General features: G+C 48.6%; 28 protein-coding genes. 17 read left to right on the top strand and 11 right to left on the bottom strand.

What is annotated here, in order from left to right:
* The first annotated feature begins 26 nt into the window (after positions 1–26).
* Positions 27–635, top strand: a complete 609-nt coding sequence (locus CEW91_RS11455) for a YjaG family protein (protein WP_088769164.1) — start codon at positions 27–29, stop codon at positions 633–635.
* Here the strand turns inward: CEW91_RS11455 and CEW91_RS11450 are convergent.
* Positions 601–885: a DUF1145 domain-containing protein gene (locus CEW91_RS11450; protein ID WP_088769162.1), complete on the bottom strand. Its 285-nt coding sequence runs from the start codon at positions 883–885 to the stop codon at positions 601–603. The two genes, CEW91_RS11455 and CEW91_RS11450, sit on opposite strands and share 35 nt — an antisense overlap.
* Positions 882–1,478: a 16S rRNA (guanine(966)-N(2))-methyltransferase RsmD gene (gene rsmD, locus CEW91_RS11445; protein ID WP_232506972.1), complete on the bottom strand. Its 597-nt coding sequence runs from the start codon at positions 1,476–1,478 to the stop codon at positions 882–884. The genes CEW91_RS11450 and rsmD overlap by 4 nt, the downstream gene beginning before the upstream one ends.
* Before the next feature lie 101 nt (positions 1,479–1,579).
* Here rsmD and ftsY point away from each other — a divergent pair, with 101 nt between their 5' ends.
* The 5 genes from ftsY to CEW91_RS11420 all read left to right on the top strand — a co-directional run bounded on the left by ftsY (position 1,580) and on the right by CEW91_RS11420 (position 5,820).
* Positions 1,580–2,881 carry a signal recognition particle-docking protein FtsY gene (ftsY, locus tag CEW91_RS11440; RefSeq protein ID WP_088769158.1) on the top strand — a complete coding sequence of 434 codons (1,302 nt, stop codon included), beginning with the start codon at positions 1,580–1,582 and terminating at the stop codon, positions 2,879–2,881.
* A gap of 1 nt (position 2,882) precedes the next feature.
* Positions 2,883–3,560, top strand: a complete 678-nt coding sequence (gene ftsE / locus CEW91_RS11435) for a cell division ATP-binding protein FtsE (protein WP_088769157.1) — start codon at positions 2,883–2,885, stop codon at positions 3,558–3,560.
* Positions 3,557–4,546: a permease-like cell division protein FtsX gene (gene ftsX, locus CEW91_RS11430; RefSeq protein WP_088769155.1), complete on the top strand. Its 990-nt coding sequence runs from the start codon at positions 3,557–3,559 to the stop codon at positions 4,544–4,546. The genes ftsE and ftsX overlap by 4 nt, the downstream gene beginning before the upstream one ends.
* Before the next feature lie 143 nt (positions 4,547–4,689).
* The gene (rpoH, locus tag CEW91_RS11425; protein WP_088769153.1) at positions 4,690–5,550 is read left to right on the top strand and encodes an RNA polymerase sigma factor RpoH; all 861 of its coding nucleotides are present in this window, start codon (positions 4,690–4,692) and stop codon (positions 5,548–5,550) included.
* Positions 5,551–5,820: a YkgJ family cysteine cluster protein gene (locus tag CEW91_RS11420; protein WP_088769152.1), complete on the top strand. Its 270-nt coding sequence runs from the start codon at positions 5,551–5,553 to the stop codon at positions 5,818–5,820.
* On the opposite strand, the gene CEW91_RS11415 is transcribed toward CEW91_RS11420, so the two are convergent.
* From CEW91_RS11415 to gpmI, 3 genes are read right to left on the bottom strand one after another with little or no spacing between them, the layout of a single operon-like run.
* Complete coding sequence (locus CEW91_RS11415) at positions 5,765–6,520, bottom strand: divergent polysaccharide deacetylase family protein (protein WP_088769150.1); 756 nt, start codon at positions 6,518–6,520, stop codon at positions 5,765–5,767. The genes CEW91_RS11420 and CEW91_RS11415 overlap by 56 nt on opposite strands.
* Positions 6,520–7,668: a murein hydrolase activator EnvC family protein gene (locus CEW91_RS11410; protein WP_088769149.1), complete on the bottom strand. Its 1,149-nt coding sequence runs from the start codon at positions 7,666–7,668 to the stop codon at positions 6,520–6,522. Before CEW91_RS11410 ends, CEW91_RS11415 begins: the two co-directional genes overlap by 1 nt.
* Complete coding sequence (gpmI, locus tag CEW91_RS11405) at positions 7,665–9,200, bottom strand: 2,3-bisphosphoglycerate-independent phosphoglycerate mutase (protein WP_088769147.1); 1,536 nt, start codon at positions 9,198–9,200, stop codon at positions 7,665–7,667. The genes CEW91_RS11410 and gpmI overlap by 4 nt, the downstream gene beginning before the upstream one ends.
* 164 nt (positions 9,201–9,364) lie before the next feature.
* Here gpmI and CEW91_RS11400 point away from each other — a divergent pair, with 164 nt between their 5' ends.
* Genes CEW91_RS11400 through gpsA form a run of 3 tightly spaced genes read left to right on the top strand, consistent with a single transcriptional unit; the run spans position 9,365 to position 11,353 of the window.
* Positions 9,365–9,793: a rhodanese-like domain-containing protein gene (locus tag CEW91_RS11400; protein WP_088769145.1), complete on the top strand. Its 429-nt coding sequence runs from the start codon at positions 9,365–9,367 to the stop codon at positions 9,791–9,793.
* Positions 9,794–9,835: 42 nt separating this feature from the next.
* Positions 9,836–10,339, top strand: a complete 504-nt coding sequence (gene secB, locus CEW91_RS11395; RefSeq protein ID WP_088769143.1) for a protein-export chaperone SecB — start codon at positions 9,836–9,838, stop codon at positions 10,337–10,339.
* A 12-nt stretch (positions 10,340–10,351) separates the two neighbouring features.
* Positions 10,352–11,353, top strand: coding sequence for an NAD(P)H-dependent glycerol-3-phosphate dehydrogenase (gene gpsA / locus CEW91_RS11390; RefSeq protein ID WP_088769140.1), 1,002 nt, complete (start codon positions 10,352–10,354; stop codon positions 11,351–11,353).
* A gap of 36 nt (positions 11,354–11,389) precedes the next feature.
* Here gpsA and slmA read toward each other — a convergent pair whose 3' ends face one another.
* The 3 genes from slmA to coaBC are packed head-to-tail and all read right to left on the bottom strand — an operon-like array spanning position 11,390 to position 13,714.
* Positions 11,390–11,980, bottom strand: coding sequence for a nucleoid occlusion factor SlmA (gene slmA / locus CEW91_RS11385; protein WP_053953203.1), 591 nt, complete (start codon positions 11,978–11,980; stop codon positions 11,390–11,392).
* 28 nt (positions 11,981–12,008) lie between these two features.
* Positions 12,009–12,464, bottom strand: coding sequence for a dUTP diphosphatase (gene dut, locus CEW91_RS11380; RefSeq protein ID WP_088769138.1), 456 nt, complete (start codon positions 12,462–12,464; stop codon positions 12,009–12,011).
* A gap of 11 nt (positions 12,465–12,475) precedes the next feature.
* Positions 12,476–13,714, bottom strand: coding sequence for a bifunctional phosphopantothenoylcysteine decarboxylase/phosphopantothenate--cysteine ligase CoaBC (gene coaBC / locus CEW91_RS11375; protein ID WP_088769136.1), 1,239 nt, complete (start codon positions 13,712–13,714; stop codon positions 12,476–12,478).
* A 100-nt stretch (positions 13,715–13,814) separates the two neighbouring features.
* On the opposite strand from coaBC, the gene radC reads away from it, so the two are divergent.
* From radC to rpmG, 3 genes are all read left to right on the top strand, one after another.
* Positions 13,815–14,489, top strand: coding sequence for a RadC family protein (radC, locus tag CEW91_RS11370; RefSeq protein ID WP_088769135.1), 675 nt, complete (start codon positions 13,815–13,817; stop codon positions 14,487–14,489).
* 181 nt (positions 14,490–14,670) lie between these two features.
* Positions 14,671–14,907: a 50S ribosomal protein L28 gene (gene rpmB, locus CEW91_RS11365; protein WP_053953199.1), complete on the top strand. Its 237-nt coding sequence runs from the start codon at positions 14,671–14,673 to the stop codon at positions 14,905–14,907.
* 12 nt (positions 14,908–14,919) lie between these two features.
* Entirely contained in the window at positions 14,920–15,075 is a 156-nt protein-coding gene (rpmG, locus tag CEW91_RS11360) for a 50S ribosomal protein L33 (RefSeq protein ID WP_008489399.1), read from the top strand.
* A 68-nt stretch (positions 15,076–15,143) separates the two neighbouring features.
* On the opposite strand, the gene CEW91_RS11355 is transcribed toward rpmG, so the two are convergent.
* Positions 15,144–15,761, bottom strand: coding sequence for a 2OG-Fe(II) oxygenase (locus tag CEW91_RS11355; RefSeq protein WP_088769133.1), 618 nt, complete (start codon positions 15,759–15,761; stop codon positions 15,144–15,146).
* A gap of 93 nt (positions 15,762–15,854) precedes the next feature.
* Between CEW91_RS11355 and CEW91_RS11350 the strand changes: the two genes are divergently transcribed.
* Together CEW91_RS11350 and mutM are read left to right on the top strand one after the other, a co-directional pair.
* Entirely contained in the window at positions 15,855–16,349 is a 495-nt protein-coding gene (locus CEW91_RS11350; RefSeq protein WP_088769131.1) for a hypothetical protein, read from the top strand.
* A 3-nt stretch (positions 16,350–16,352) separates the two neighbouring features.
* Positions 16,353–17,165, top strand: coding sequence for a bifunctional DNA-formamidopyrimidine glycosylase/DNA-(apurinic or apyrimidinic site) lyase (mutM, locus tag CEW91_RS11345; RefSeq protein WP_088769129.1), 813 nt, complete (start codon positions 16,353–16,355; stop codon positions 17,163–17,165).
* Here the strand turns inward: mutM and bioH are convergent.
* Positions 17,162–17,929 carry a pimeloyl-ACP methyl ester esterase BioH gene (gene bioH, locus CEW91_RS11340; protein ID WP_088769127.1) on the bottom strand — a complete coding sequence of 256 codons (768 nt, stop codon included), beginning with the start codon at positions 17,927–17,929 and terminating at the stop codon, positions 17,162–17,164. The genes mutM and bioH overlap by 4 nt on opposite strands.
* Positions 17,930–17,969: 40 nt before the next feature.
* On the opposite strand from bioH, the gene CEW91_RS11335 reads away from it, so the two are divergent.
* The 3 genes from CEW91_RS11335 (at position 17,970) to CEW91_RS11325 (ending at position 20,811) form a co-directional block, all read left to right on the top strand.
* On the top strand, positions 17,970–18,653 hold the full coding sequence (locus tag CEW91_RS11335) for a ComF family protein (protein ID WP_088769417.1): 684 nt from the start codon (positions 17,970–17,972) through the stop codon (positions 18,651–18,653).
* Positions 18,654–18,725: 72 nt separating this feature from the next.
* Entirely contained in the window at positions 18,726–19,304 is a 579-nt protein-coding gene (nfuA, locus tag CEW91_RS11330; RefSeq protein ID WP_088769126.1) for a Fe-S biogenesis protein NfuA, read from the top strand.
* Between the two features lie 118 nt (positions 19,305–19,422).
* Positions 19,423–20,811: a DUF4397 domain-containing protein gene (locus CEW91_RS11325; protein ID WP_088769124.1), complete on the top strand. Its 1,389-nt coding sequence runs from the start codon at positions 19,423–19,425 to the stop codon at positions 20,809–20,811.
* On the opposite strand, the gene CEW91_RS11320 is transcribed toward CEW91_RS11325, so the two are convergent.
* On the bottom strand, positions 20,789–22,105 hold the full coding sequence (locus CEW91_RS11320) for an MATE family efflux transporter (protein ID WP_088769122.1): 1,317 nt from the start codon (positions 22,103–22,105) through the stop codon (positions 20,789–20,791). The genes CEW91_RS11325 and CEW91_RS11320 overlap by 23 nt on opposite strands.
* Between the last annotated feature and the right edge of the window lie 30 nt (positions 22,106–22,135).

Below are 22,135 nucleotides of genomic sequence, written 5' to 3'. Positions count from 1 at the left end.
AGCGAACGCACTTTCGGAGTTTCAACGTGAGTCAACTTAATACGTTTCAACGTATTCGCGAGCTGCCTCGCGAACAGCAAATTGTTCTGGCACTTTACTTGTGCGAGCGCATGGTACCTAACTACGACTTTTTCCATCACCTCACTGGCTTTGGCGACAGTAAACCGCTGCACGGTTCACTCAATGCGTGTTGGGACTGGGTAGTAAACCCGAAGAAAACCAAAGTGAATTTTGCCCGTTGGCAGGAAAAGGTCGACGAACAAACACCGAGCGAGCACGGACATGACATGTTGGGCGTGTACCCCGCTATGGATGCTTGCACGGCAATAAGCACCTTACTTCAGGGATTGATGGACGATAACGCCGCTAACTTATTAGATGTTGCAAAAATATCGCAGGCGAGTGTGGCGAAATTTATTGAATTAAACGACGCTGAGGACGTGGGCACTGAAAACTTAAAAGAGCACGTCGATAACCACGAGCTGATGGAGTACGAAATCGCCATTCAGCAGGCCATGCTCAATTTTCTGGAGCAACAGCCTACAGTAAATAGCGCGCTAGTGAAACAGCTAAAAATGATGCTCAGTGATGAGGGCGTGTCTAACCTTGGTCTTGCTTTGGACGCTGAAGAATAGACAACCAGGCGAAAATACCAAACGCGAGAATTTGCCAACTGTCGCCTTTTTTCCACGGTAAATGCTGCTTCATGGTGGCAACGAATACGCCCAGAAGCAGCAGGTGCATAATGACCAAAACCGCCAACAAGACACTTAAAAGCCCTATCGACTGACTACTCAACTCACCGGTTGCACCACCTAAAATCGCAAATAGGCCCAGCCAGATAAGTGCAAACACGATTTTGCCGGCAATAATAATAACGTTCATTTGATATCCTTTGTCAGTAAACGAAAACACACTTGGCCGTGTGTCTTCTCTTTTAAAAGCTGCCAACCTTGGGGAAGCTTAAGCTCGTATTCTTTTTCAGTTTCCAAATACACCTGGTTGTCCGGCACCAACCATGAATGCTCATCGAGCAAAGCTATAGCTGACGTAGCGAGCCCCTGACGAAATGGGGGATCAATAAACACAATGTCATAGCGGCTGCTAGTTGGCGTTTTTAACCAGCTGAGTGCACTAGCGGTAACAACTTCCATACCGGTAGCTTGTAACAGTGATACATTGTCATTCAGTTGTTTGCTGACTTTATTTTCAGACTCAACCAATGTGACTTGGGCTGCACCACGCGAGCTTGCTTCAAAGCCCAGACTGCCGCTGCCGGCAAATAAATCCAGCACGTTGGCATCGACAATGTCCCACTGTAGCCAGTTAAATAGAGTTTCACGCACTCGGTCCGTTGTAGGACGCAACCCGGGGCTGTCGGCTATGGGCAAGCGCCTGCCGCGCCACTTTCCACCGATGATGCGGTAGTCGCCGGTTGCTGGAATGGGTCGGGTCTTTCCCGCACGTTTTCTGGCCACAATGAGTTCCTTTATTCAGACCGTCGTCAGTTTATAAACAGCATGGTAAACTAAAGCCATAAGTTTAACGATTCCTGCGTGTCAGTTCCAAGGAAACCTATATGTCGATGTTTTCGCTGTTTAAAAAGAAGCGTGATAAAAAAGAGTCTGAAGTCGAAAAGCCAGAAGAAGAAACGGTTGTTGAGGATCAGCCTGAGGGTGAGCAGCAAGCCGAGCCGGAAGCGTCCGATGAAGCGCAGCAAACAGAGGTAGAGCCTGAGAAAGAACCAGCAAAAGCTCCCGAAAAAGCGCCTGAAGAACTGCCAAGTGCTGCAGAAGATTGCGCACAAGTGACAGCTGAGTCTCGTGCTCAGCAACAACCCGTGCCAGAAGAATCGGCAACAGAAGAGCTGAAAGAAGTCGAGACCCCGAAAGCCGAACCCGTCGACACAAAAATTCAGGAAAAAGGACAGAAGAAAGGTTTTTGGGCGCGCTTAACGCAGGGGTTGCGTAAAACATCCGGCTCTATTGGCTCGGGTCTTATCGGCGTATTCCGCGGTAAGAAAATTGATGATGATCTGTTTGAGGAGCTCGAAACCCAGTTGCTTATGGCTGACTTAGGCGTGGCAACCACCACGAAAATTATCGACAACCTGACACAGCAAGCGGATCGTAAGCAACTGAAAGACGCTGAAGCGCTTTACGAATTGTTGCAAGAACAGCTCGCGGACATTTTAAAGCCTGTCGATAAGCCATTAGAGATTCCGAACTCTGACTCGCCATACGTTATTCTCATGACAGGTGTCAACGGCGTGGGTAAAACCACTACCATTGGTAAGTTAGCAAAACAATTCAAAGCCGAAGGTAAGTCAGTCATGCTGGCAGCCGGTGATACGTTCAGGGCTGCTGCGGTAGAACAATTGCAAGTCTGGGGAGAGCGTAATGACATACCGGTGATTGCCCAGCATACCGGTGCTGACAGTGCTTCCGTTTTATATGACGCTTTAGAAGCCGCGAAAGCGCGTGGCACAGACGTCCTTATTGCTGATACGGCAGGGCGTTTGCAGAACAAAGCGAACTTAATGGAAGAGTTGAAAAAGTTAGTTCGGGTGATGAAAAAGCTCGATCCGGAAGCGCCGCATGAAGTCATGCTGACGCTGGACGCTGGCACGGGACAAAATGCTATTAGCCAGGCTAAGTTGTTTACTGAAGCAGTGGGCGTATCCGCCATTGTTATGACCAAACTCGACGGTACCGCCAAAGGTGGTGTTATATTTGCGGTTGCAGACCAGTTTGCCATTCCAATTCGTTACATTGGTGTTGGCGAAAGTCTGGAAGATTTACGCCCATTTGTAGCGAAAGACTTTATTGCGGCGTTATTTGACCGTAATGTAGAGGCATCAGAAACCACAACGGCGAATTAATATGATCCGCTTTGAGCAAGTCAGTAAAACCTATCGGGGAGGTCATCAGGCGTTAAGCCATGTCGATTTCCACGTAAAACCGGGTGAAATGGCGTTCTTAACCGGCCACTCCGGGGCGGGAAAAAGTACCTTGCTGAAGCTAATTAGTTTGATGGAGCGTCCGACTGCGGGACGCGTGCTGATTAACGGCCATGACCTCAGAAACATTAAGCCATCACAAGTGCCTTATGTGCGCCGCGACATAGGCATGATTTTTCAGGATCACCGATTGCTCATGGACAAGACGGTGTTCGATAATGTGGCTTTGCCGCTCATCATTGAAGGCTATAGCGTCCAGGAAGCGCGCAAACGAGTACAGGCGGCCTTGGATAAAGTTGGTTTGGGGGACAAGGTTAAGCATTACCCGCAAATGCTCTCTGGCGGTGAACAACAGCGAGTGGGAATTGCCCGCGCCATTGTCACGAAACCCCCCTTACTGCTGGCCGATGAGCCTACCGGTAACCTGGACCCTAAGCTATCGATGGAAATTATCCGCTTGTTTGAGGAATTCAATAAAGTGGGGGTTGCGGTACTTATAGCAACGCACGACTTAGGCCTGATTGCGCGATTGCGTTACAGAACGCTGACGTTGAAAGACGGACGCATGATCAACGACGGTTTGGAGGATAACGAGCTATGAGTTTGTTATTTCGCAACCGCAGCGTCGAAAAAGGAGCGAGTAATCGCGGACGTTTACCCTGGTGGCGGCGCGCCATTATGGTACCGGTGCATCATGTTCAGCAAGCAATTGCCAGCCTCGGTGAGCTGTGGCGTAACCCTTTCGCGTCGTTAATGACTATGGCCGTGCTGGGCTTAAGTTTAACATTGCCGTCGTCGTTATACGTACTGGTGAAAAATACCAGTAGCATTACTGACAGTTGGCAGCAGGCGTCTGAAGTTACGCTATTTTTGAAAAAAGACCTACAAACCTCGGAAATTGAAACCTTCAAAACTCAGACGAGCCTGTCTGATAAAGTCGAATCTGTACGCTGGGTACCCAAGGACGAAGGGCTGGAGCAGTTTAAAGAGCAGTCCGGCTTTGGCGAAACGCTTGATTATTTGACGACAAACCCGTTACCCGATGTTCTCGTGGTGATACCTGCAGACAATTATCGCACGGTAGAGCAGGCTGAAGCGCTGTTGCTTGAGTTCCAGAATAAGCGCGAAGTCGCGCATGCCAAACTGGACATTGAATGGCTAAACCGGTTGCAGGCAATACTGGACTTAATTGAAGACACCTTAGGTGCATTAGCGTTAGTGTTGTGTTTGTCGGTGGTGTTGATTGTCGGTAATACCATTCGCCTTAATATACTCTCGAAACGCGATGAAATTGTCATTATGAAATTGGTGGGGGCGACGAATGCCTTCATTCAACGCCCATTTTTGTATACCGGTGCCTGGTACGGGTTTATAGGTGGAATTTTTGCCTGGCTAGTGACCATTTTATTGATCTGGTGGATTGAAAGTGCCGTATTAAATGTCACAAACTTATACGACAGTCAGTTTCAGTTAGATGGTCTGACATTTAGTGAATTAATCGCTATTTGGGTTATCGCAATTGGTCTTGGGCTGGCAGGCTCTTACCTTGCTGTAAGACGTCACATACAGAGTATCGAACCTGAATAAATTAGAGTTGCGAAAGCCATAGTCTTAGTTATACTGATTTGTCTGATCGCCAATGATCTGAACGGAACTTTTAGGCCGAAATAGGGTCTTAGACACTGACGATTAAGCGGTATTTTGTCGGTTTTTTTATTAGAGGTTGTTAAATGAGCACTGAATTAAGCACCATGGCATTATCGGTTCCCCAAGGGGGAGGACTGGACGGTTATATTCAGTCAGTCAACCGTATACCTATGCTAAGCGCTGAAAAAGAGAAAGACTTAGCAACTCGACTTTATGAAGAAGGCGACTTAGATGCAGCGCGTGAGCTTATCATGTCTCATTTACGTTTCGTTGTGCACGTTGCCCGTAGTTATTCTGGCTACGGTTTGCCACAAGCCGATTTGATTCAGGAAGGCAACATTGGCTTGATGAAAGCCGTTAAGCGTTTCAACCCGTCTGTTGGTGTCCGTTTGGTTTCTTTTGCCGTTCACTGGATTAAGGCAGAAATTCATGAATACGTTCTGCGTAACTGGCGCGTCGTGAAAGTAGCGACCACCAAAGCGCAACGCAAATTATTCTTCAACCTGCGCAAAATGAAAAAGCGTTTGGGTTGGTTCAGCCAGAAAGAAGTGGAAACGGTCGCTGAAGAACTTGGTGTGAGCACGAAAGAAGTATTGGAAATGGAGTCACGAATGAGTGCCCATGACCAAGCTTTTGAATTGAGTTCAGATGACGATGACTCTAAGGAAGGAAGCACTTATTCTCCGGCAATGTATTTGGAAGATAAGCGCTCAGATTTAGCCGCTGAAATTGAGGCAGAAGACTACGAGTCTCATAACCAACAGAAGCTGCTGACAGCGATGAGTGAGCTTGACGAACGCAGTCAGGACATCGTGCAGTCACGCTGGTTGTCAGAAGACAAAACCACATTACACGATCTTGCCGCGAAGTATGAAGTGTCTGCTGAGCGTGTTCGCCAACTTGAGCAGAACGCCATGAAGAAGCTTCGCGTTGCTATGAGCTAAATGCAGTGCCGCGTTGGTTGTGGCGCCTGCTGCGTAGCTCCATCCATTAGCTCACCTATCCCCGGCATGCCGAATGGTAAACCGGCCGGGGTTCGTTGTGTTCAACTCGATGAAAATAACTTGTGCCGGCTATTTGGTAAGCCAGAGCGTCCTGCTGTGTGTGAAGCTTTTACGGCGGACTACGATATTTGCAAAGACACCCGCGATGAAGCGCTTATTTTGCTGACGTCACTGGAAGAGGCGACATCGAACGACTCGACACAGCGGTGAGCTCAGACGCAAAAACCAACTCAATACCTCGCTCTTCCAGCTCCGGTAAATGCTTTTTTAGAAATGCCAGCGTTTCAGGGTAAGGGTGTCCAATGCCGATAGCCGAACCATGCTTCCTTGCGTGTTTTATGAGCGTTGTGAATTGCTGGGTCAGGTAAGCGTCGTCTGTCTCGTTATCTAAAAATACGTGTCGACGACTGGATTTAACGCCCAATGATCTAGCGGTCTCTTCGGCCACACTAAACTCTGTCGTGCGGCTATCCAGAAAGAATAACTGTCGAGAGGACAGGGTTTCCATGACGGCGTGCATAGGAATAGGCAACTGCGTGAGTTTACTCCCCATATGGTTATTCATACCTTCGACGTAGGGGATGGATTCCAGCGCATCAGTAAGTTGCAGTTTTATTTGCTGTGCACTCATAACCGACGTGATTTCGCCGGGACCAGACCAGATATTATCGACGGCTTCCATCGGCATGTGCAGCAAAATTTGCTTCTTCTGATGATGCGCCCGTAACGCGAACGAGCGAGCATAAGGTGTATAGGGCAGAACCGCGAAAGATACCTTACCGGGCAACAGAGCAGCGTCAAGATGACTTTTATGATTACCGATGTCGTCAATCACTATGGCAATTTTTGCGGCCTGAGTGCTACTGGCGACAAAAAACGCCAACGCTATTATCACCTGGAGGTATCTCATTAGCGTATCCAGTGACTTGGATTCTGAGGTTTACCCTGGTGACGAATTTCAAAGTACAGAGACGCTTTGTCGCGAGAGCCCGATTGACCCATAAGCGCTATTTCTTCGTCTTTCTTCACTTTTTCGCCAACGGTTCTAAGCAAGGCTTGATTATGTCCGTACAGGCTCATGTAATTTTCGCCGTGGTCAACCACAATAACTAACCCAAAACCGCGTAACCAGTCCGCATAAACAATACGGCCATCGGCAATAGAGCGAACCTCTTGTCCATTACTGCCCTCTATAAGCACCCCTTTCCAGTCAACCGGACCTTCGCGGCGTTGACCAAACACACGACGAACGTTGCCGTCACTGGGCCACTTTAATTGTGATTTAACGGGTTTTAAGCCAACCAGACGAACATCGGCCTGCCGCTCTAATGCGGCTTCAATGGCTGCTAATACTTGCTCTAATTGCTCGCGGCTTTGCTCTAACTGCTTAATTTTAGCTTTATCGCTACGCTGCTCGGCTTGCAGTTTTGCGAGAGTGTCTTCTTGAGCTCTCTGCTGGCTTTCTAACTGTTTCTTTTGTTCAGCTTGCCGTTCACGAAGTGCAACGACATCCGCCTTTTTGCTCGTCAGCTGGGCTTTGAGCTGCTCTATATCGTTTTGGGTCTGTTTTATTTGCTTGATTTCCTCAATACGAGCATCATTCATGTACTGATAGTAAGTCAGCAACCGTTCAAGCTTCGCAGGAGAACCCTGGTTAAGCAGCATCTTAAGAAAATCGTGATCACCATTGATGTAGGCTGAAGTAATTTGTTCTTCCAGCAAAGAAAGCTGCTGTTTCTGCTCCGCCTGTAAGCGCTCTAACTCTTGTTGCGCCTTGTCAATTTCCGTATTAATGCGGCGAAGCTCTGTTGAGGTTTTTTGAATAGTACCGGCGATTTCGGCGGTTTTTAGTTCTAAGCGTCGCAGCTGACTTTCAATATCAGACAGCTCTTCGTCACGGCTCTCAATGGCTTGCAGATGTTTATTTAATTCTGCGTTTAACGCTTCAATTTCAGCCTGAGTGGCCGCTTTGTCCTCTTCACTGTAAGACTGCGCAAACGCCTGGCCGTTAAGTATCAGCCAGGCGATTGACAGCATTAAAGCAAAGGCTTTTATCATGACTTTTTCAGCGTCATTAAGGTTTGTCCGGTCATTTCTTCCGGCTGCTCCATACCCATTAAATGTAAAATGGTGGGTGCTACGTCTGATAAGCGACCGTCGCGAGCCTGCGCGTTTCGGCCCACGTAAATGAAGGGAACCAACTCGTTGGTGTGCGCTGTATGTGCTTGCCCGGTCTCATTGTCGCTCATTTGCTCCGCATTACCGTGGTCAGCGGTAATTAAGCATTCACCACCAACTGCTTCCAGTGCGGAAACAACGCGGCCAACACTGTGATCAACGGCCTCGCAGGCTTTAATTGCGGCGTCAAAATTACCGGTGTGACCGACCATGTCACCGTTCGGATAGTTACAAATGATGACATCAAAGGCTTGTGACTCAATGGCATTGACGAGTTCATCGGTCAATTGCTCAGAGCTCATCTCAGGCTGCAAGTCGTAGGTTTTAACCTTCGGTGATGGAATTAATACACGCTTTTCACCTTCAAACTCCTCTTCGCGTCCACCGCTAAAGAAGAAAGTCACGTGAGCGTATTTCTCGGTTTCGGAAATTCGCAGCTGGGTTTTGCCATGTTTTTCCAACCACTCGCCGAGTACGTTATTGAGTTGCTCAGGTGGAAACGCACAGGAGGTTTTCAGAGTATCTGCGTATTCGGTCAGCATGACGAAGTCAGAGGTGTTTGCACGCGGTCCGCGTTCAAAGCCGTCGAAATCTTCATTAATAAAGGCTTGTGTCATTTCGCGTGCGCGATCCGCGCGGAAGTTCATAAAGAAAATAGCGTCGCCGTCTTTGACCGGTGCGGATTGCGCAATAACCGTAGGCTTTACGAATTCGTCAGTTTCGCCGCGTTCGTAAGCGTCTTCCAGTGCATCTAACGCATTGGGACTGGTTGTACTGGAAAGTCCGTGGTAAATCGCCTTGTAGGCTTCTTCTATGCGGTCCCAGCGGTTGTCCCTGTCCATTGCGTAAAAGCGGCCGCTGAGCGTAGCGAAACGGCCTTTTCCTAAACGGGCGAATAGGGCCTCAAATCGCTGAATTGTTGTTTTGGCTGACTTCGGTGGCGTGTCGCGGCCGTCTAAAAATGCATGCACATAAACGTCACTAGCGCCTTGTTCGACTGCCATTTCAACCATCGCAATCAAATGATCTTCGTGGCTGTGTACCCCACCCGGTGACAGCAGCCCCATGATATGCACCGCACCGGATGCATCTTTCGCTTTTGCCAATGCATTGCAAAGCACTGGGTTTTTAAAGAAACTGCGATCAGAAATTGCCTGACTAATGCGCGTAAAATCCTGATAGACGATACGACCTGCACCTAAATTAACGTGACCGACTTCTGAGTTGCCCATTTGTCCGTCAGGAAGTCCCACTGCGCCGCCCGAGCCATCGACTAAGCAATGTGGATATTGCTCCCAAAGACGGTCCATCACAGGTGTTTGAGCATTTGAAATGGCATTGTCCGGTGCGTCTTCTCGGTATCCCCAACCGTCAAGAATCAGTAGAACCAAAGGTTTAATCGTATGACTCATAAAGGGCCTCTTCGTTTAGCTTTTGCAATGCATTGTTGAGAATTATTCTACTTTATTTCTGGCGCATCCGCATCCATTCAAGATTTTACTGGCAACTGAAATTTGTACAGGTATACTCTTTGCCCGCGAGATTTTTCTGAAACCCTCTGGTAGTGGTAGCTTATATGCAAGAACTGTTAGATTTCATTAGCCGAAACCCCATGATGAGTGGCCTGTGGGTGGTGTTATTGGTTGCGCTTATTATTACTTATGTGCGTTCCGCGATGTCACCTATTAAGAGCCTACAGCCACAAGAAGCGACGGTTTGGGTTAACCGTGGCGATGGCATTTTTGTTGACATTCGTAACCAGGATGAATTCAAAAAAGGCCACATTCACGGCTCAAAGCACTTAAGCATGGACAAAATTAAACAAAAAAGCTTAACGTCTATTGAAAAGTTCAAAGACGCCCCCATTGTGTTAGTCTGTGCAACAGGAATGACGGCAAAAGCAGCCGCATCTCAGTTAACCGCTGAGGGCTATAAGCAAGTGGCGGTATTACAAGGTGGCATGAACGCCTGGCGTAATGACAAACTGCCGGTTTCGCAGAAATAATAACAACGAATTGAAAACTCATAGTGAATAGGAAGTAAAATCATGGCTGAAGAACAGCAAGCAAACGGCGCAGCAGCCGAAAACCAACAGCAACAAGCACAATTTGCTATCCAGCGTATCTATGCAAAAGACATTTCTTTTGAAACGCCAAACTCTCCGAATGTATTCCGCAAAGAGTGGAAGCCCGATCTGAAACTGGATTTAAACGTTAAGCACGAGAAAATCGAAGACGGCGTTTACGAAGTGGTACTGACGCTGACAGCGACCAACAAAGTTGAAGACGACGTTGCTTTCCTTTGTGAAGTACATCAAGCAGGTATCTTCTCAATTGGTGAAGAAGTTCAGGAAGGTCAACTGGCGCATATGCTGGGTTCTTTCTGCCCGAACATCTTGTTCCCTTATGCACGTGAGTGTGTAGCGAGCCTGGTTAACCGTGCAACTTTCCCTCAGTTGAACTTAGCACCAGTTAACTTTGACGCTATCTTTGCACGTCACATGCAGCAGCAAGCGGAGCAAGCTCAGGGTCAACAGACTGCTGACGCTTAAGCGAACGCGATAATGCAAACACCACAGGTGACGATATTAGGGGCGGGCTCTTATGGGACCGCCCTTGCTATTTGTTTTGCGCGAAAAGGCATCCCGACAATGTTGTGGGGCAGGGACTCTGAGAAAGTCGCGCTAATGAAGTCAGCCAGAGAAAACGCTGCTTACTTACCTGGCTGTCCGTTCCCTGAATCTCTGCAAGTGACCGATGACCTGGAGTTGGCGCTAAAACACGTCGACAACGTGGTTGTGGTCGTGCCAAGTCATTCATTTTCCAGCATGTTAAAGCAGGCGAAGCCGTTGCTGAAAGAGAATGCCCGAGTTGCGTGGGCAACCAAGGGTCTGGAACCGGATACTGGCCGACTTCTGTATGAAGTCGCTGAAGAGATTCTTGCGGACAAGCATCCGCTGGCGGTCCTGTCAGGGCCCACTTTTGCTATTGAAATGGCGAAAGGTCTACCTACCGCTATCTCTATGTCATCGACCGACCAAACCTTTGTCGATGAACTGTCTGACATGCTGCATTGCGACCGCTCTTTCCGTGTTTACACCAACAATGACTTTATTGGTGTTCAGTTAGGTGGGGTGGTAAAAAACGTAATAGCTATTGGCGCAGGTATGGCCGACGGCATAGGCTTTGGCGCGAATGCACGTACCGCACTGATTACCCGCGGTTTAGCTGAGTTGACTCGACTTGGTCTGAAACTAGGGGCAAAAAGCGACACCTTTACCGGTATGGCAGGTCTTGGTGATCTCATCTTAACTTGTACTGACAACCAGTCGCGCAATCGCCGTTTTGGTTTGGCTTTGGGTGAAGGTAAGTCGGTTGAGCAAGCGTTAAAAGACATTGGTCAGTCCGTAGAGGGATATCGTAACACCAAAGAGGTGGTCGCACTGGCGTCCCGAAATGGTGTGGAAATGCCCATTGCTGAGCAAATTTATGCGGTCCTTTATGAAGGCAAAGAGCCGCAACAAGCCGCTATCGATTTGTTGAGCCGGGAGCGTAAAACGGAATAACCGTTCTACGCCTCAGGCTTCATTAGCAAGGTTCGCTTAAGCACCTGCTAATTGCTGTTCCATTACTTGCCATTGCGCCGCCAGGTGCTCAGTAGGTAAGCGTTTAAAGTTCGAACGAACAAACTGACTGATTTTACCGTCGGCATAGCTTAGTAGCATATTTGCCAGAACGGCCTCATCGACAATAAACTTCTGCTGCTCCCGCATCGCTTTTTCACGCAGAACCTGCTTAATTGAGCTTTCAATACGATTAAACAAGTCTTCCATGCGACTGCGCAGGCGGTCATGTTCACCCATGAGTGCGTCGCCTGTCATAACTCGGGTAATGCCCGGGTTGCGTTCAGCGAAAGTCAGCAGTAGCTGCAAAATCATGTAACAACGAGACAGCGTATTTTTTTCTTCATTCATAATGAGGTTAATACGTGTCAGCAGGGTGTCTTCCACAAACTCAATAAGGCCTTCAAACATTCGCGCCTTAGAAGGGAAGTGACGATACAGAGCGGCTTCGGAAACTCCGAGGTTAGCCGCCAACTTAGCGGTGGTAATACGCTGACCCGGGCTGGTTTCCAGCATTGCGGCCAACGCCTGAAGTATTTCTTCGCGACGGTTACGTTTTTGTTCTGCCATGAGTGGTTATTTCCTTATGTATGGACAGTTACGAACGACCAGAGTGACCGAAGCCACCTTCGCCACGGTCTGATTCTTCAAATTCGTCGACAATGTTCATGCTGGCTTGTACCACTGGCAGAATCACCAACTGGGCAATGCGGTCACCCGGTTCAATGGTGTATGCCTTATTGCTGCGGTTCCAGCAGGATACTTTCAATTCGCCCTGATAGTCCGAATCGATAAGACCAACCAGGTTACCCAAGACCAAACCATGTTTATGACCGAGACCTGAGCGCGGCAGAATAGTCGCGGCATAGCCTGGGTCACCAATGTACATGGCAATGCCGGTGCCAATGAGTTGGGTTTCGCCTGGCTCTATGGTCAGTGGCTCGTCTAAACAAGCACGTAAATCCATGCCGGCAGAGCCGCTGGTCTCATATTTAGGAATAGGGATAGACTGACCGATACGTTCGTCGAGAATTTTAACGTCCACTTGCGTCATGAGTTGTTCACTTAGCTCCTGTTGGATGTATCAAAATAGCGCTTTGCAATAGCATCGATAACGGCAATAGCCATATCATGCTTGCTCATAGTTGGAAGTGACTGCTCACTGTCCTTGCTTAATATCAACGCACTGTTCTGGTCACTATTGAATCCCTGATGAGACTCACTGACGTCATTGGCGATGATCATGTGCAGTTGCTTACGCTGTAATTTGCTTAAGGCATTTTCTTTTAAATTCTGGGTTTCCGCGGCAAAGCCCACGGTAAAAGGACCGTTGGCAGACTGTGCCACCGTTTTCAAAATGTCAGGGTTTTGCACCAATGACAGTTTGGGCGGTTCACTGTTTTGTTCTTTCTTAATTTTATGTTCTGAGATGTTTTCTACGCGATAGTCGGAGACCGCGGCGCAGCCAATGAAGACATCGCAGTCTGTCAGCTGTTGTTTTACCGCTGTCAGCATTTGCTCAGCGGTTTCAACATCAATACGTTGCACGCCTTTCGGTGTGGCAAGCTGGGTGGGTCCGGACACCAATACAACCTTTGCTCCGGTATTCGCAGCTGCCTGAGCTAACGCGTAACCCATTTTCCCTGAGCTGTGGTTACTGATATAACGCACGGGGTCAATAGCTTCGCGCGTTGGGCCTGCGGTAATGACAAAGGTTTTACCCTGCCAGGTACAGGAAGCTGTAGAACCGTTGTCTGGCAACTTTTCGTTGAGTAGCGCTTTAACAATATCGGTGGGGTCGGTCATGCGACCATAGCCAATATCGCCACAGGCTTGTTCACCGCTTTCAGGGCCAATAAAGGTAATGCCTCTCTCTCGCAGAATAGACACATTCGTTTGTACTGCGGCGGCAGCCCACATTTGCTGATTCATTGCTGGCGCAACGCAAACCGGCGCTTTACTGGCTAACACCAGCGTACTGAGCAGGTCGTCGGAAAAACCGTGGGTAATACGGGCCAAAGTATTCGCCGTGGCCGGGGCTATAAGAATAAGGTCGGCCCATCGTGCTAGCTCGATATGGCCCATTGCGGCTTCTGCTGTGGGATCAAGCAAGTCATCGCTGACCGTAAAACCAGACACAGCCTGTAAGCTAAGTGGGGTTACAAACGCTTTGGCACTTTCGGTCATAACACAGCGCACGACGGCACCTTGTTCACGTAACCGGCGCACCAGGTCAGGTGTTTTATAGGCTGCGATGCCGCCAGTGATACCCAAAAGAATGTTTTTGTTCTGCAGTTGTGTCATGCGAACCCCTCAATGTTAACTCGTGTAAAGATAACACGAGACCCGGAAACACGGTAGATGCTCGTTATACTTATCGTCGGTTCAAACGAGGGAGAATATAATGAGTGTCAAGGAGTGGCCGGTTACAGAACGTCCGCGTGAAAAGTTGCAGTTACAGGGTGCGCAGTTTCTCAGTGATGCGGAGTTAGTAGCGGTATTACTGGGCAGTGGCCGACAAGGGCAGGATGTGGTGACCTTTTCCCGCAAGTTACTGCATCATTTTAATGGTATTGGACCGCTGTTAGTCGCTAGCCGTGAGCAACTGCTTGAGTGCGAAGGCATTGGACCAGCGCGGGTGAATCAATTGCAGGTTGTTATGGAGTTGTCGCGGCGATATTTAAAGTGGCAACTGGAACGCACGGACGGCTTTACTGAGCCGAGTATGGTTAAGGACTACCTTATTTCGAAGCTTAGGCATCACACCCGGGAGTTGTTTGTCTTGCTATTGCTTGACAGCCAGCACCGGCTGTTGCATTACGAAGAACTGTTTCAAGGCACCATCAATGCGGCACCAGTGTACCCGCGTGAAGTGATAAAACTGGTGATGAAATACAACGCAGCCGCGGTTATCTTAGCGCACAATCACCCGTCGGGCGTGGCAGAGCCAAGCCAAGCGGATCAGCGCGTGACCGAACGAGTGAAAAAAGCCCTGAGCTTAATTGATGTTTCTTTACTCGATCATTTTGTTATTGGGGCTGGCGCACCCATTTCATTCGCCGAGCGTGGATTGTTGTAGTTTTATACTGGCAGTTTGGTGAAAAATCACGTAAAATCCGCCCGAACGATCGTTAAGGATCATATTTCCGTCGTATTAGCTTGATTAGAAGGGCAGTTTGCTGTATAAAATGCGCCCTCGGATTTATAGGCAAGGTCACGTTGGGCGACAGGCGAGCTTGCAGCAATTTTGGAGTAAAGACATGTCACAAGTATGCCAAGTTACAGGTAAGCGTCCGGTAGTCGGTAACAACCGCTCGCACGCACGCAATGCGACGAAACGTCGCTTTTTGCCGAACCTTCAATCGCACCGCTTTTGGGTAGAAAGCGAGAAGCGTTGGGTTAAGCTGCGCATTTCTACTAAAGGTATGCGTATCATCGATAAAAACGGTATCGACTCGGTATTAGCGGATCTCCGCGGCCGTGGTATCAAGGTGTAAGGAAAAGATATTATGCGCGATAAGATTCGTTTGGTGTCGTCTGCGGGTACTGGTTACTTCTACACGACAGACAAAAATAAACGCACCATGCCAGAAAAAATGGAAATCAAAAAGTACGACCCAGTGGTTCGTAAACACGTGATTTTCAAAGAAGCTAAAATCAAGTAATTGGTTTTATCGCTTACAAAAAACCCAGCTTCGGCTGGGTTTTTTATTGCCTGGTTTTTACGTGCTATTTAGCGCGGTGGGTCAATAATACCGGAAACACTCGCGTTAATACGGAACCAGCCCGTGACACTGAATCGGTCACGTTTTGATGGCAATACTTCATGTACAAAGCGATCACTTAAAAACACCACTAATCGGCCTTGTTGGGGTAAAACGGTTTCCAGAACCTCCCCTTTCGCGCCGTATATCACCAGCTGTCCGCCATCGTCTTCCTGCCACTGCGGGTTTAAATAAAATACGGTGGTTAGCACTCGATTACTACGCCCTTTAAAGGCGTCTAAGTGCTTTTTATAAAACGCGCCATTAGGGTAGTGTGCCAAGTGGCATTCGTAATCGAACAAGCCCATAAACAGCGACCGGTTAAACTCAACACGCAGCTCTTCCATTATCGCTAAATAATCAGCGTGTTCAGGTTGCTCTGGGGTTAACCAGTAAATACGGTCGTTACGAACCATCGTGTTAATGGTTTGTGACTGCTGGCGACCTATGCCGGCCATATTCCAATATTGTGCCGGCAGTTGCTGCGAATAGTCATACAAGGCTTGCGATTGCTGCTGTGGCAGGAAATTATCGACAATGCAGTATCCGGTGTCGGCAACGGCGTCGATGATAGTAGGTAGCAGCATAGTAGTATGACCATATTCATTTTTTGTCGCGCGAAATATAGGGTATTCTTAACATAGCGACAAGCAAAAAATAACACACTTAGGTGCTCTTTTATGAAGGTTAACGAAAAACGCAAACTGTTTGGCGTAACAATGCGTAAACGCTCCTGGAATAACGTTCTGGTCTACGTCATTCTTATTATTATGTTTGTGTTTTGGTACGTTGCGCCCCCCATGAAAGAAGTTGATGAGACAGTGTCGGAGCCTAGCAGCGAAATTGGTCTGATTCCTGACGACGGTACCTTGGCGACCATAGAAATGCCGGATTTGATGTTGAAACGAGACAACGGTGAATGGCAATGTGCGAACGAATGCAGGCTGACTAACCAGCAAATTAGCGGAGTCGTCACTCACTGGTTATCGATAAAAATGACACCGGTCGATGTGCAGGCTACCGACAAAATTACCGATGTTTCACTGTCGTTCAATGACGGCAATACCGCTCGAGTAGAGCTTTATGCGTCGCCGTATCTTATTTTAAGGTTACCGAACCAGCAGCAAAATTTTAAAATTGAGAATTTACACGTAAGTCAGTTATTAGGACGTTAATACATGCCTGAATTACCAGAAGTTGAAGTCAGTCGGTTAGGCATATCGCCACACATAGAAGGTCACCAAATACATCACGTTAATGTCCGTGACAGCCGTTTGCGCTGGCCGGTACCCGAGACAGTGAAAGCGGTTGAAGGACAAACGTTGTTAAGCGTTAAGCGGCGTGCCAAGTATCTGCTGTTAGAGACCCATGCCGGTACGTTAATCTTGCACTTAGGTATGTCGGGCAAGTTGCGTGTGGTGCCAGTAGACACGCCGTTTTACAAGCACGATCACATCAGTATTGAATTCGATGACGGGCAAAGTTTGCGTTTGAACGATCCGCGCCGTTTTGGTGCGTTACTTTTTACCAAAGAGCAACCCGACATTCATGATTTACTAAAGCATTTAGGCCCTGAGCCGCTGACAGATGCATTCCACGCAGATTATTTGTTCGAACAGTCCCGTAAGCGCACACAGCCGGTTAAAACCTTTATTATGGATAACCGAGTGGTCGTTGGCGTTGGTAATATTTACGCAAACGAAGCCTTGTTCAAAGCCGGCATTAATCCAAAACGCGCAGCCGGAAAAATCAGTAAACAGCGCTATGAGAAGCTAGTTCCTATTATTAAAGAAACCTTAGCTCAGGCAATAGAGCAGGGCGGCACAACACTTCGTGATTTTACTCAGGTAGACGGCGCGCCGGGCTATTTTGCGCAAAAGCTTCAGGTGTACGGCCGTGGCGGAAAATTGTGCATGATCTGCAGTCGTCGACTGAAAGAAATTCGGCTGGGGCAACGCAGCACTGTGTATTGCACGACCTGCCAGCGTTAATCCTGCGAGAACTCAGTGAGTATGTGACAGAAGTCGCCTGGCTCTGATAAAAACGGCGCATGTGAGCTTTTATTAAAAGTGAACGATGTTGACTGCGGCGCCAGTTCGTCGATTTTTGCAATGGCGCGCTCTGGCACTAAACTGTCCAGGCGACCATAAAGGCGTAGAAAAGGTACCTCTATATTGGCGAGTTGTTCGCGAAGGTCGCACTCTTGTAGTAGCCGTAATGTCTCTTTTAGTACTTTTTGTTCTGGCGTTGGCTTACTAAAAATAAGCTCCCTGACTAATTTTATTTGTGCTTTAGCATCGCTGCTCCCCATCGCTTGTATTGCTAAAAAACGCTCTATGGTTTTGCGAAAGTCAGAATCGAGCTGCTGCTGAAACTGCTCAAGCACATGAGGCTTTATACCCGGCCAGCTGTCAGACTTGACAAAGTGTGGTGAAGACGCCACGGTTGTCAGCGACAGCGTTCTGGCTGGATGCTTCAGGGCAAATTGTGTAGCAACTAAGCCACCCAAGGACCAACCCATAACGTGGCACTTTTCAGGCAATGCAGGCGCTAGTGCATCGACTAAGCCGTTTAAACTCACCGTTTCTTCGAACGGCCAGGACGAGTCACCAAAACCGGGCAAATCAACACAGTACACAGTGTGTTTTTCACTTAAGGAAGGAAGAACCGGTTGCCATATATTCGAGTTCATTCCCCAGCCATGGATTACAACTAAAGGCGTTCCTGCCCCATGGCACTGAATAGATAGGCTCACTATACTTCCTCTATTTTAATAGCAAATGGTTAACGCACGTATGCTAGCGTTTTTACAAGATATCGCCAACCAGTTTGGTGGTGGCAAGTGTTGGAGTTGTGGTACCAATAGAGCGAATGGCAGCGGTTTCTGCAAATATTGTGAAGGGGCGTTGCCGCGCTGGTATCCGGCTTGTTGTCAGCATTTAGCGGACTTGCGTCATGCGTTAACCGATAGACCTTGTCGGTACTGGTTCGCCAGTCTGCGTTGGGAATCGCAAACGCGGCAGCTGATGCAGCGTTACAAGTTTCAGCATCGAGCGGAGTTGGCGTCGGTATTTGCAAGGTTGCTGGCCGCGCATATTGTGCTGTGTTATCAAAGTAAACCCTTGCCCGATGGTATTATCTCTATGCCCATGACCGAAAAGTCGTGGCATCAGCGCGGGTTTCATCAAACGGCGTTAGTTGCCAGGGAGGTGGCTAACTTGCTAAGTATTCCCTATTTATCCAATGGCTTGAGAATCGTAAGAGCGAAGCCAATGCAACATTTAACTAGCCAGCGAGATCGTTGGCATAATAGTTATAAAAGTCAGTTAGCGCTCGGTGACTTCAAAGGGCAATCGATTGCGGTTGTCGACGATGTCATAACAACGGGGGCGACCATGATGGCTGCGGCCGATGCACTTTACAGAAAAGGCGCTGAACAGGTTGACGGTTGGGCCATCGCTTATAATCAGGGTGACTAGAAACTGAATGGGATGTCAGGTACACTATACCCTAGTAATTTACTCAGGTATAAGCCGTGAGGTAATCAGTTTATGATACGTATTTCAGAAGCCGCGCAGTCACATTTTCAAAAGCTATTGGCCGACCAACCGGAAGGCACGAACATTCGTGTTTTTGTGGTAAACCCCGGTATGCCAAACGCAGAGTGTGGAGTTTCTTATTGCCCACCTGACTCAGTAGAGCCAGACGACGAGCGCTTGCCGTTTAATGGTTTCGATGCGGTTGTTGATTCTGGCAGTGCGCCATTTTTGGAAGATGCTGCCATCGACTTTGAAGAGCAGGAATTAGGTTCTCAGTTGACGTTGAAAGCGCCTAACGCGAAAGCACGTAAAGTGGCTGACGATGCGCCATTGATTGACCGTGTTGAATATGTGATTCAGGTGGAAATCAACCCGCAGTTGGCCAATCACGGCGGTCAGGTCATGGTGACGGAAATTACCGACAGCGGTGTTGCAGTGCTTCAGTTTGGCGGCGGCTGTAATGGCTGCAGCATGATAGATGTAACGCTGAAGAACGGCATTGAAAAAGAATTGCTAGAGCGCTTCCCGGATGAAATAACCGGTGTTCGCGATGTTACCGAACATGAGCACGGTGAACACTCGTACTACTAGGGTTGTAGCGTTAGACAACTTTGCGTTGTCTTTACAATTTGATGTTAAAGAAATGTGATCCCTTGCAGGTTTGTCCCTCGTAGTGATATTTGCCCTAATCAAAACGAGGAAATTAACCATGCAAGGGATCAAAACGTTGGGGATTATCTCAATCCCTCTGTTATTTCTCACCGGTTGTGACTGGTTCGACAGTGACAACGATGACAATACTACCACACCTCCGCCCGCAGCTGAATCCAGTTACGTGCGAGTTCATCATACCTCTGCCGATGCCCCGGATGTCAATGTTGTGGCAGGTGGCTCAGCACTCATTGAAGGCCTGGCGTACCAAGACTCTTCTGCCGTATTGGAAGTTGACGCCGGCGACTACGATGTGTCTGTTGAAGGTATTTTAGCGGACGGTGAAACCGTAGAAGCCATTGCGCCAACATCGCTGACATTAGCAGCTGACATGCGTTATGAAGTATTCGCTATTGGTCAGTTAGGCGACGAGTCACTTGAGCCTCTAGTTGTCGAAACAATGGTGTCTGAAATTGCCGCTGGCGAAAGTCGGATTCATGTTGTTCATGCCGCTTATGGCGCACCAACGGTTGATGTTTATCTTACCGCTCCTGATGCCGCGTTAGCGGACGAAGAGGCGGATTTAACACTCGCTTTTGGCGAAGACAGTGGTCAGTTGGATGTACCGGCGGGCGACTACCGTGTTCGTTTAACGGCTGCCGGTGAAAGCACTGCAGTTTATGACTCGGGTACGTTAGCCTTGGCCGACGGCGGTGACTACGTCATTGCGGCAACCAATAATACCGCTGCCAATACTGAAAACTCACCGGTTGCTCTTCAAGTTACCGACGGTACTGATACCTTGGTTGTTTATGACGCCGATACTGGTGCAGATGTACGTGTTGTGCACGCAGTGGCTGACGCACCGAACGTTGATGTGACGCTAAATGACGCGGCAGAACCTCAAATTGCTGACTTGCCATTTTTATCAGCAACGGGTTATTTAAACTTGGCAGCGGATGAATATTCAGTTGATGTAGCGGCTGCCGGTGGTAATCCTGTCGTTATTAGTGACGCTGCTTTAGCTGTTGAAAATGCCGTGAGCTATTCGGTGTATGCGGTTGGCGAACTGTCGACTATCGGTTTGCAAGTGATTGCAGAAAGCCGTCGTCGTGTTGCGACTGAAGCGCAAGTGCAGTTGATTCACGCTTCACCAAGCGCAGGCAGCGTCGATATCTACGTGACACCAACGACCGATATCAGTGGTGCAGAGCCCCAGTTCAGTGACATTCCGTTTGATGCTGAAGCCTTGGTCAGCACGGGCAATGTGTCTTTACCGCCGGGTGACTATGTTGTAACCGTGACAGCAACCGGCACTACAGACATTGCTATTCAAACCGGTGTATTAACACTGGAAGCGGGTGGCTTGTACACTGCTGCGGCAGTTGATGCAACAGACGGTGGCTTACCTCCACAGCTATTGCTTATGGACGACCTGGCAAACTAGTTCGCCATAACCACATAGCCTGGGTAATACCACGCATTAATAAAAAGCCGCTGAGAGCCAACCACAAGCCGTGGTTCTCCAGCGGCAATCCTAACCACCAGAGTGGTAGAAACCCAATTAAAGCGGATAGCAGCATGGTATTGCGCATCCCTTTGCTCATCGACAAGCCAATAAACACCCCGTCAAACCAATAACTCCAGTGCGCGATAACCGGCATAAGAATTATCCATGGAAGATAGTTCATGGCGGTATTCACCACTTCAGGAATGTCGGTAATTAATCGAATGATTTGTTCACCGGCAATGGCGAACACTAAGGTGTAACTGACCGCAAATAATGACGACCAAAGCAGGGTGATTTTGCACCAATAGCGGATTTTATCGGGCTTTTTCTGCCCTTTGGCGGCACCCGCTAGCGCTTCTACGGCGTAAGCAATACCGTCCAAACCTAACGATATCAGCATTAAAAACTGCATAAGAACCGCATTAACGGCAACCAGAGTGCTGCCATAGCGGGTGGCGTAGCCAGTCATGGTGGCCATACACAGCTGTAAAACCAAACTCCGAACGAAGATATTACCGTTAACCCCGAGGAAGCGTCGTAGCGCCTGTCCGCTAATAGCGAAATGCGGCAGCGACCATTGCAGCGCTCGGGCTGTCCAGTAGAAACCAATAATCGCGGTGACCCACTCAGCTATCAGCGATGCCCAGGCCGCACCTTTCACGTTTAAATCCAGGCCGATAATCAGCACCACGTCCATCACCACGTTAACGGCGTTGGTGATAATAACCAACAACATGGCTTTGCGGCTATTTTGGCGGCCCAGTAGCACACCCAAAGCCACCAACGTCATAAGAGCGGCAGGGGCTGACCATAAGCGAATACGAATGTACTCGCGTGCGTAGGGCTCTAATTCAGCCGAGGGCGCGACAACCCACATCGCAGCGTCGTTAATCCAGGGGCTGGCAAAGGCAATGGCCAAGCCCAGGATGACCGCGATAATGACCCCGTTGTTAAAGTGCTGGCGCTGTGCACTTAAGTCTTCAGCTCCGAAAGACTGCGCGATATACCCCGTGGTCGCCATACGCAGGAACACCGCCAGCAAATAAATAAAGCTGACGACCATGGCACCGACTGCAACCGCTGATAAGTAGATAGCATCGGGTAAATGACCTATGATGGCCGTATCAACCAAGCCGAGAAGCGGCGCGGCGATATTGGACACAATCATTGGTAGGGCGATGGCAAACACATGCCTGTGATCAACGGTTGGAAACCCCAAAAACGTTCGCATAAACTTTTCGTGACTTTTTAAAGTATTAAT

This window comes from Idiomarina piscisalsi, from assembly GCF_002211765.1.
In the GTDB taxonomy this organism is placed as follows: domain Bacteria; phylum Pseudomonadota; class Gammaproteobacteria; order Enterobacterales; family Alteromonadaceae; genus Idiomarina; species Idiomarina piscisalsi_A.
The sequence above is the reverse complement of the archived record's forward strand: the minus strand, read 5'-3'. Positions and strand labels throughout refer to the sequence as shown.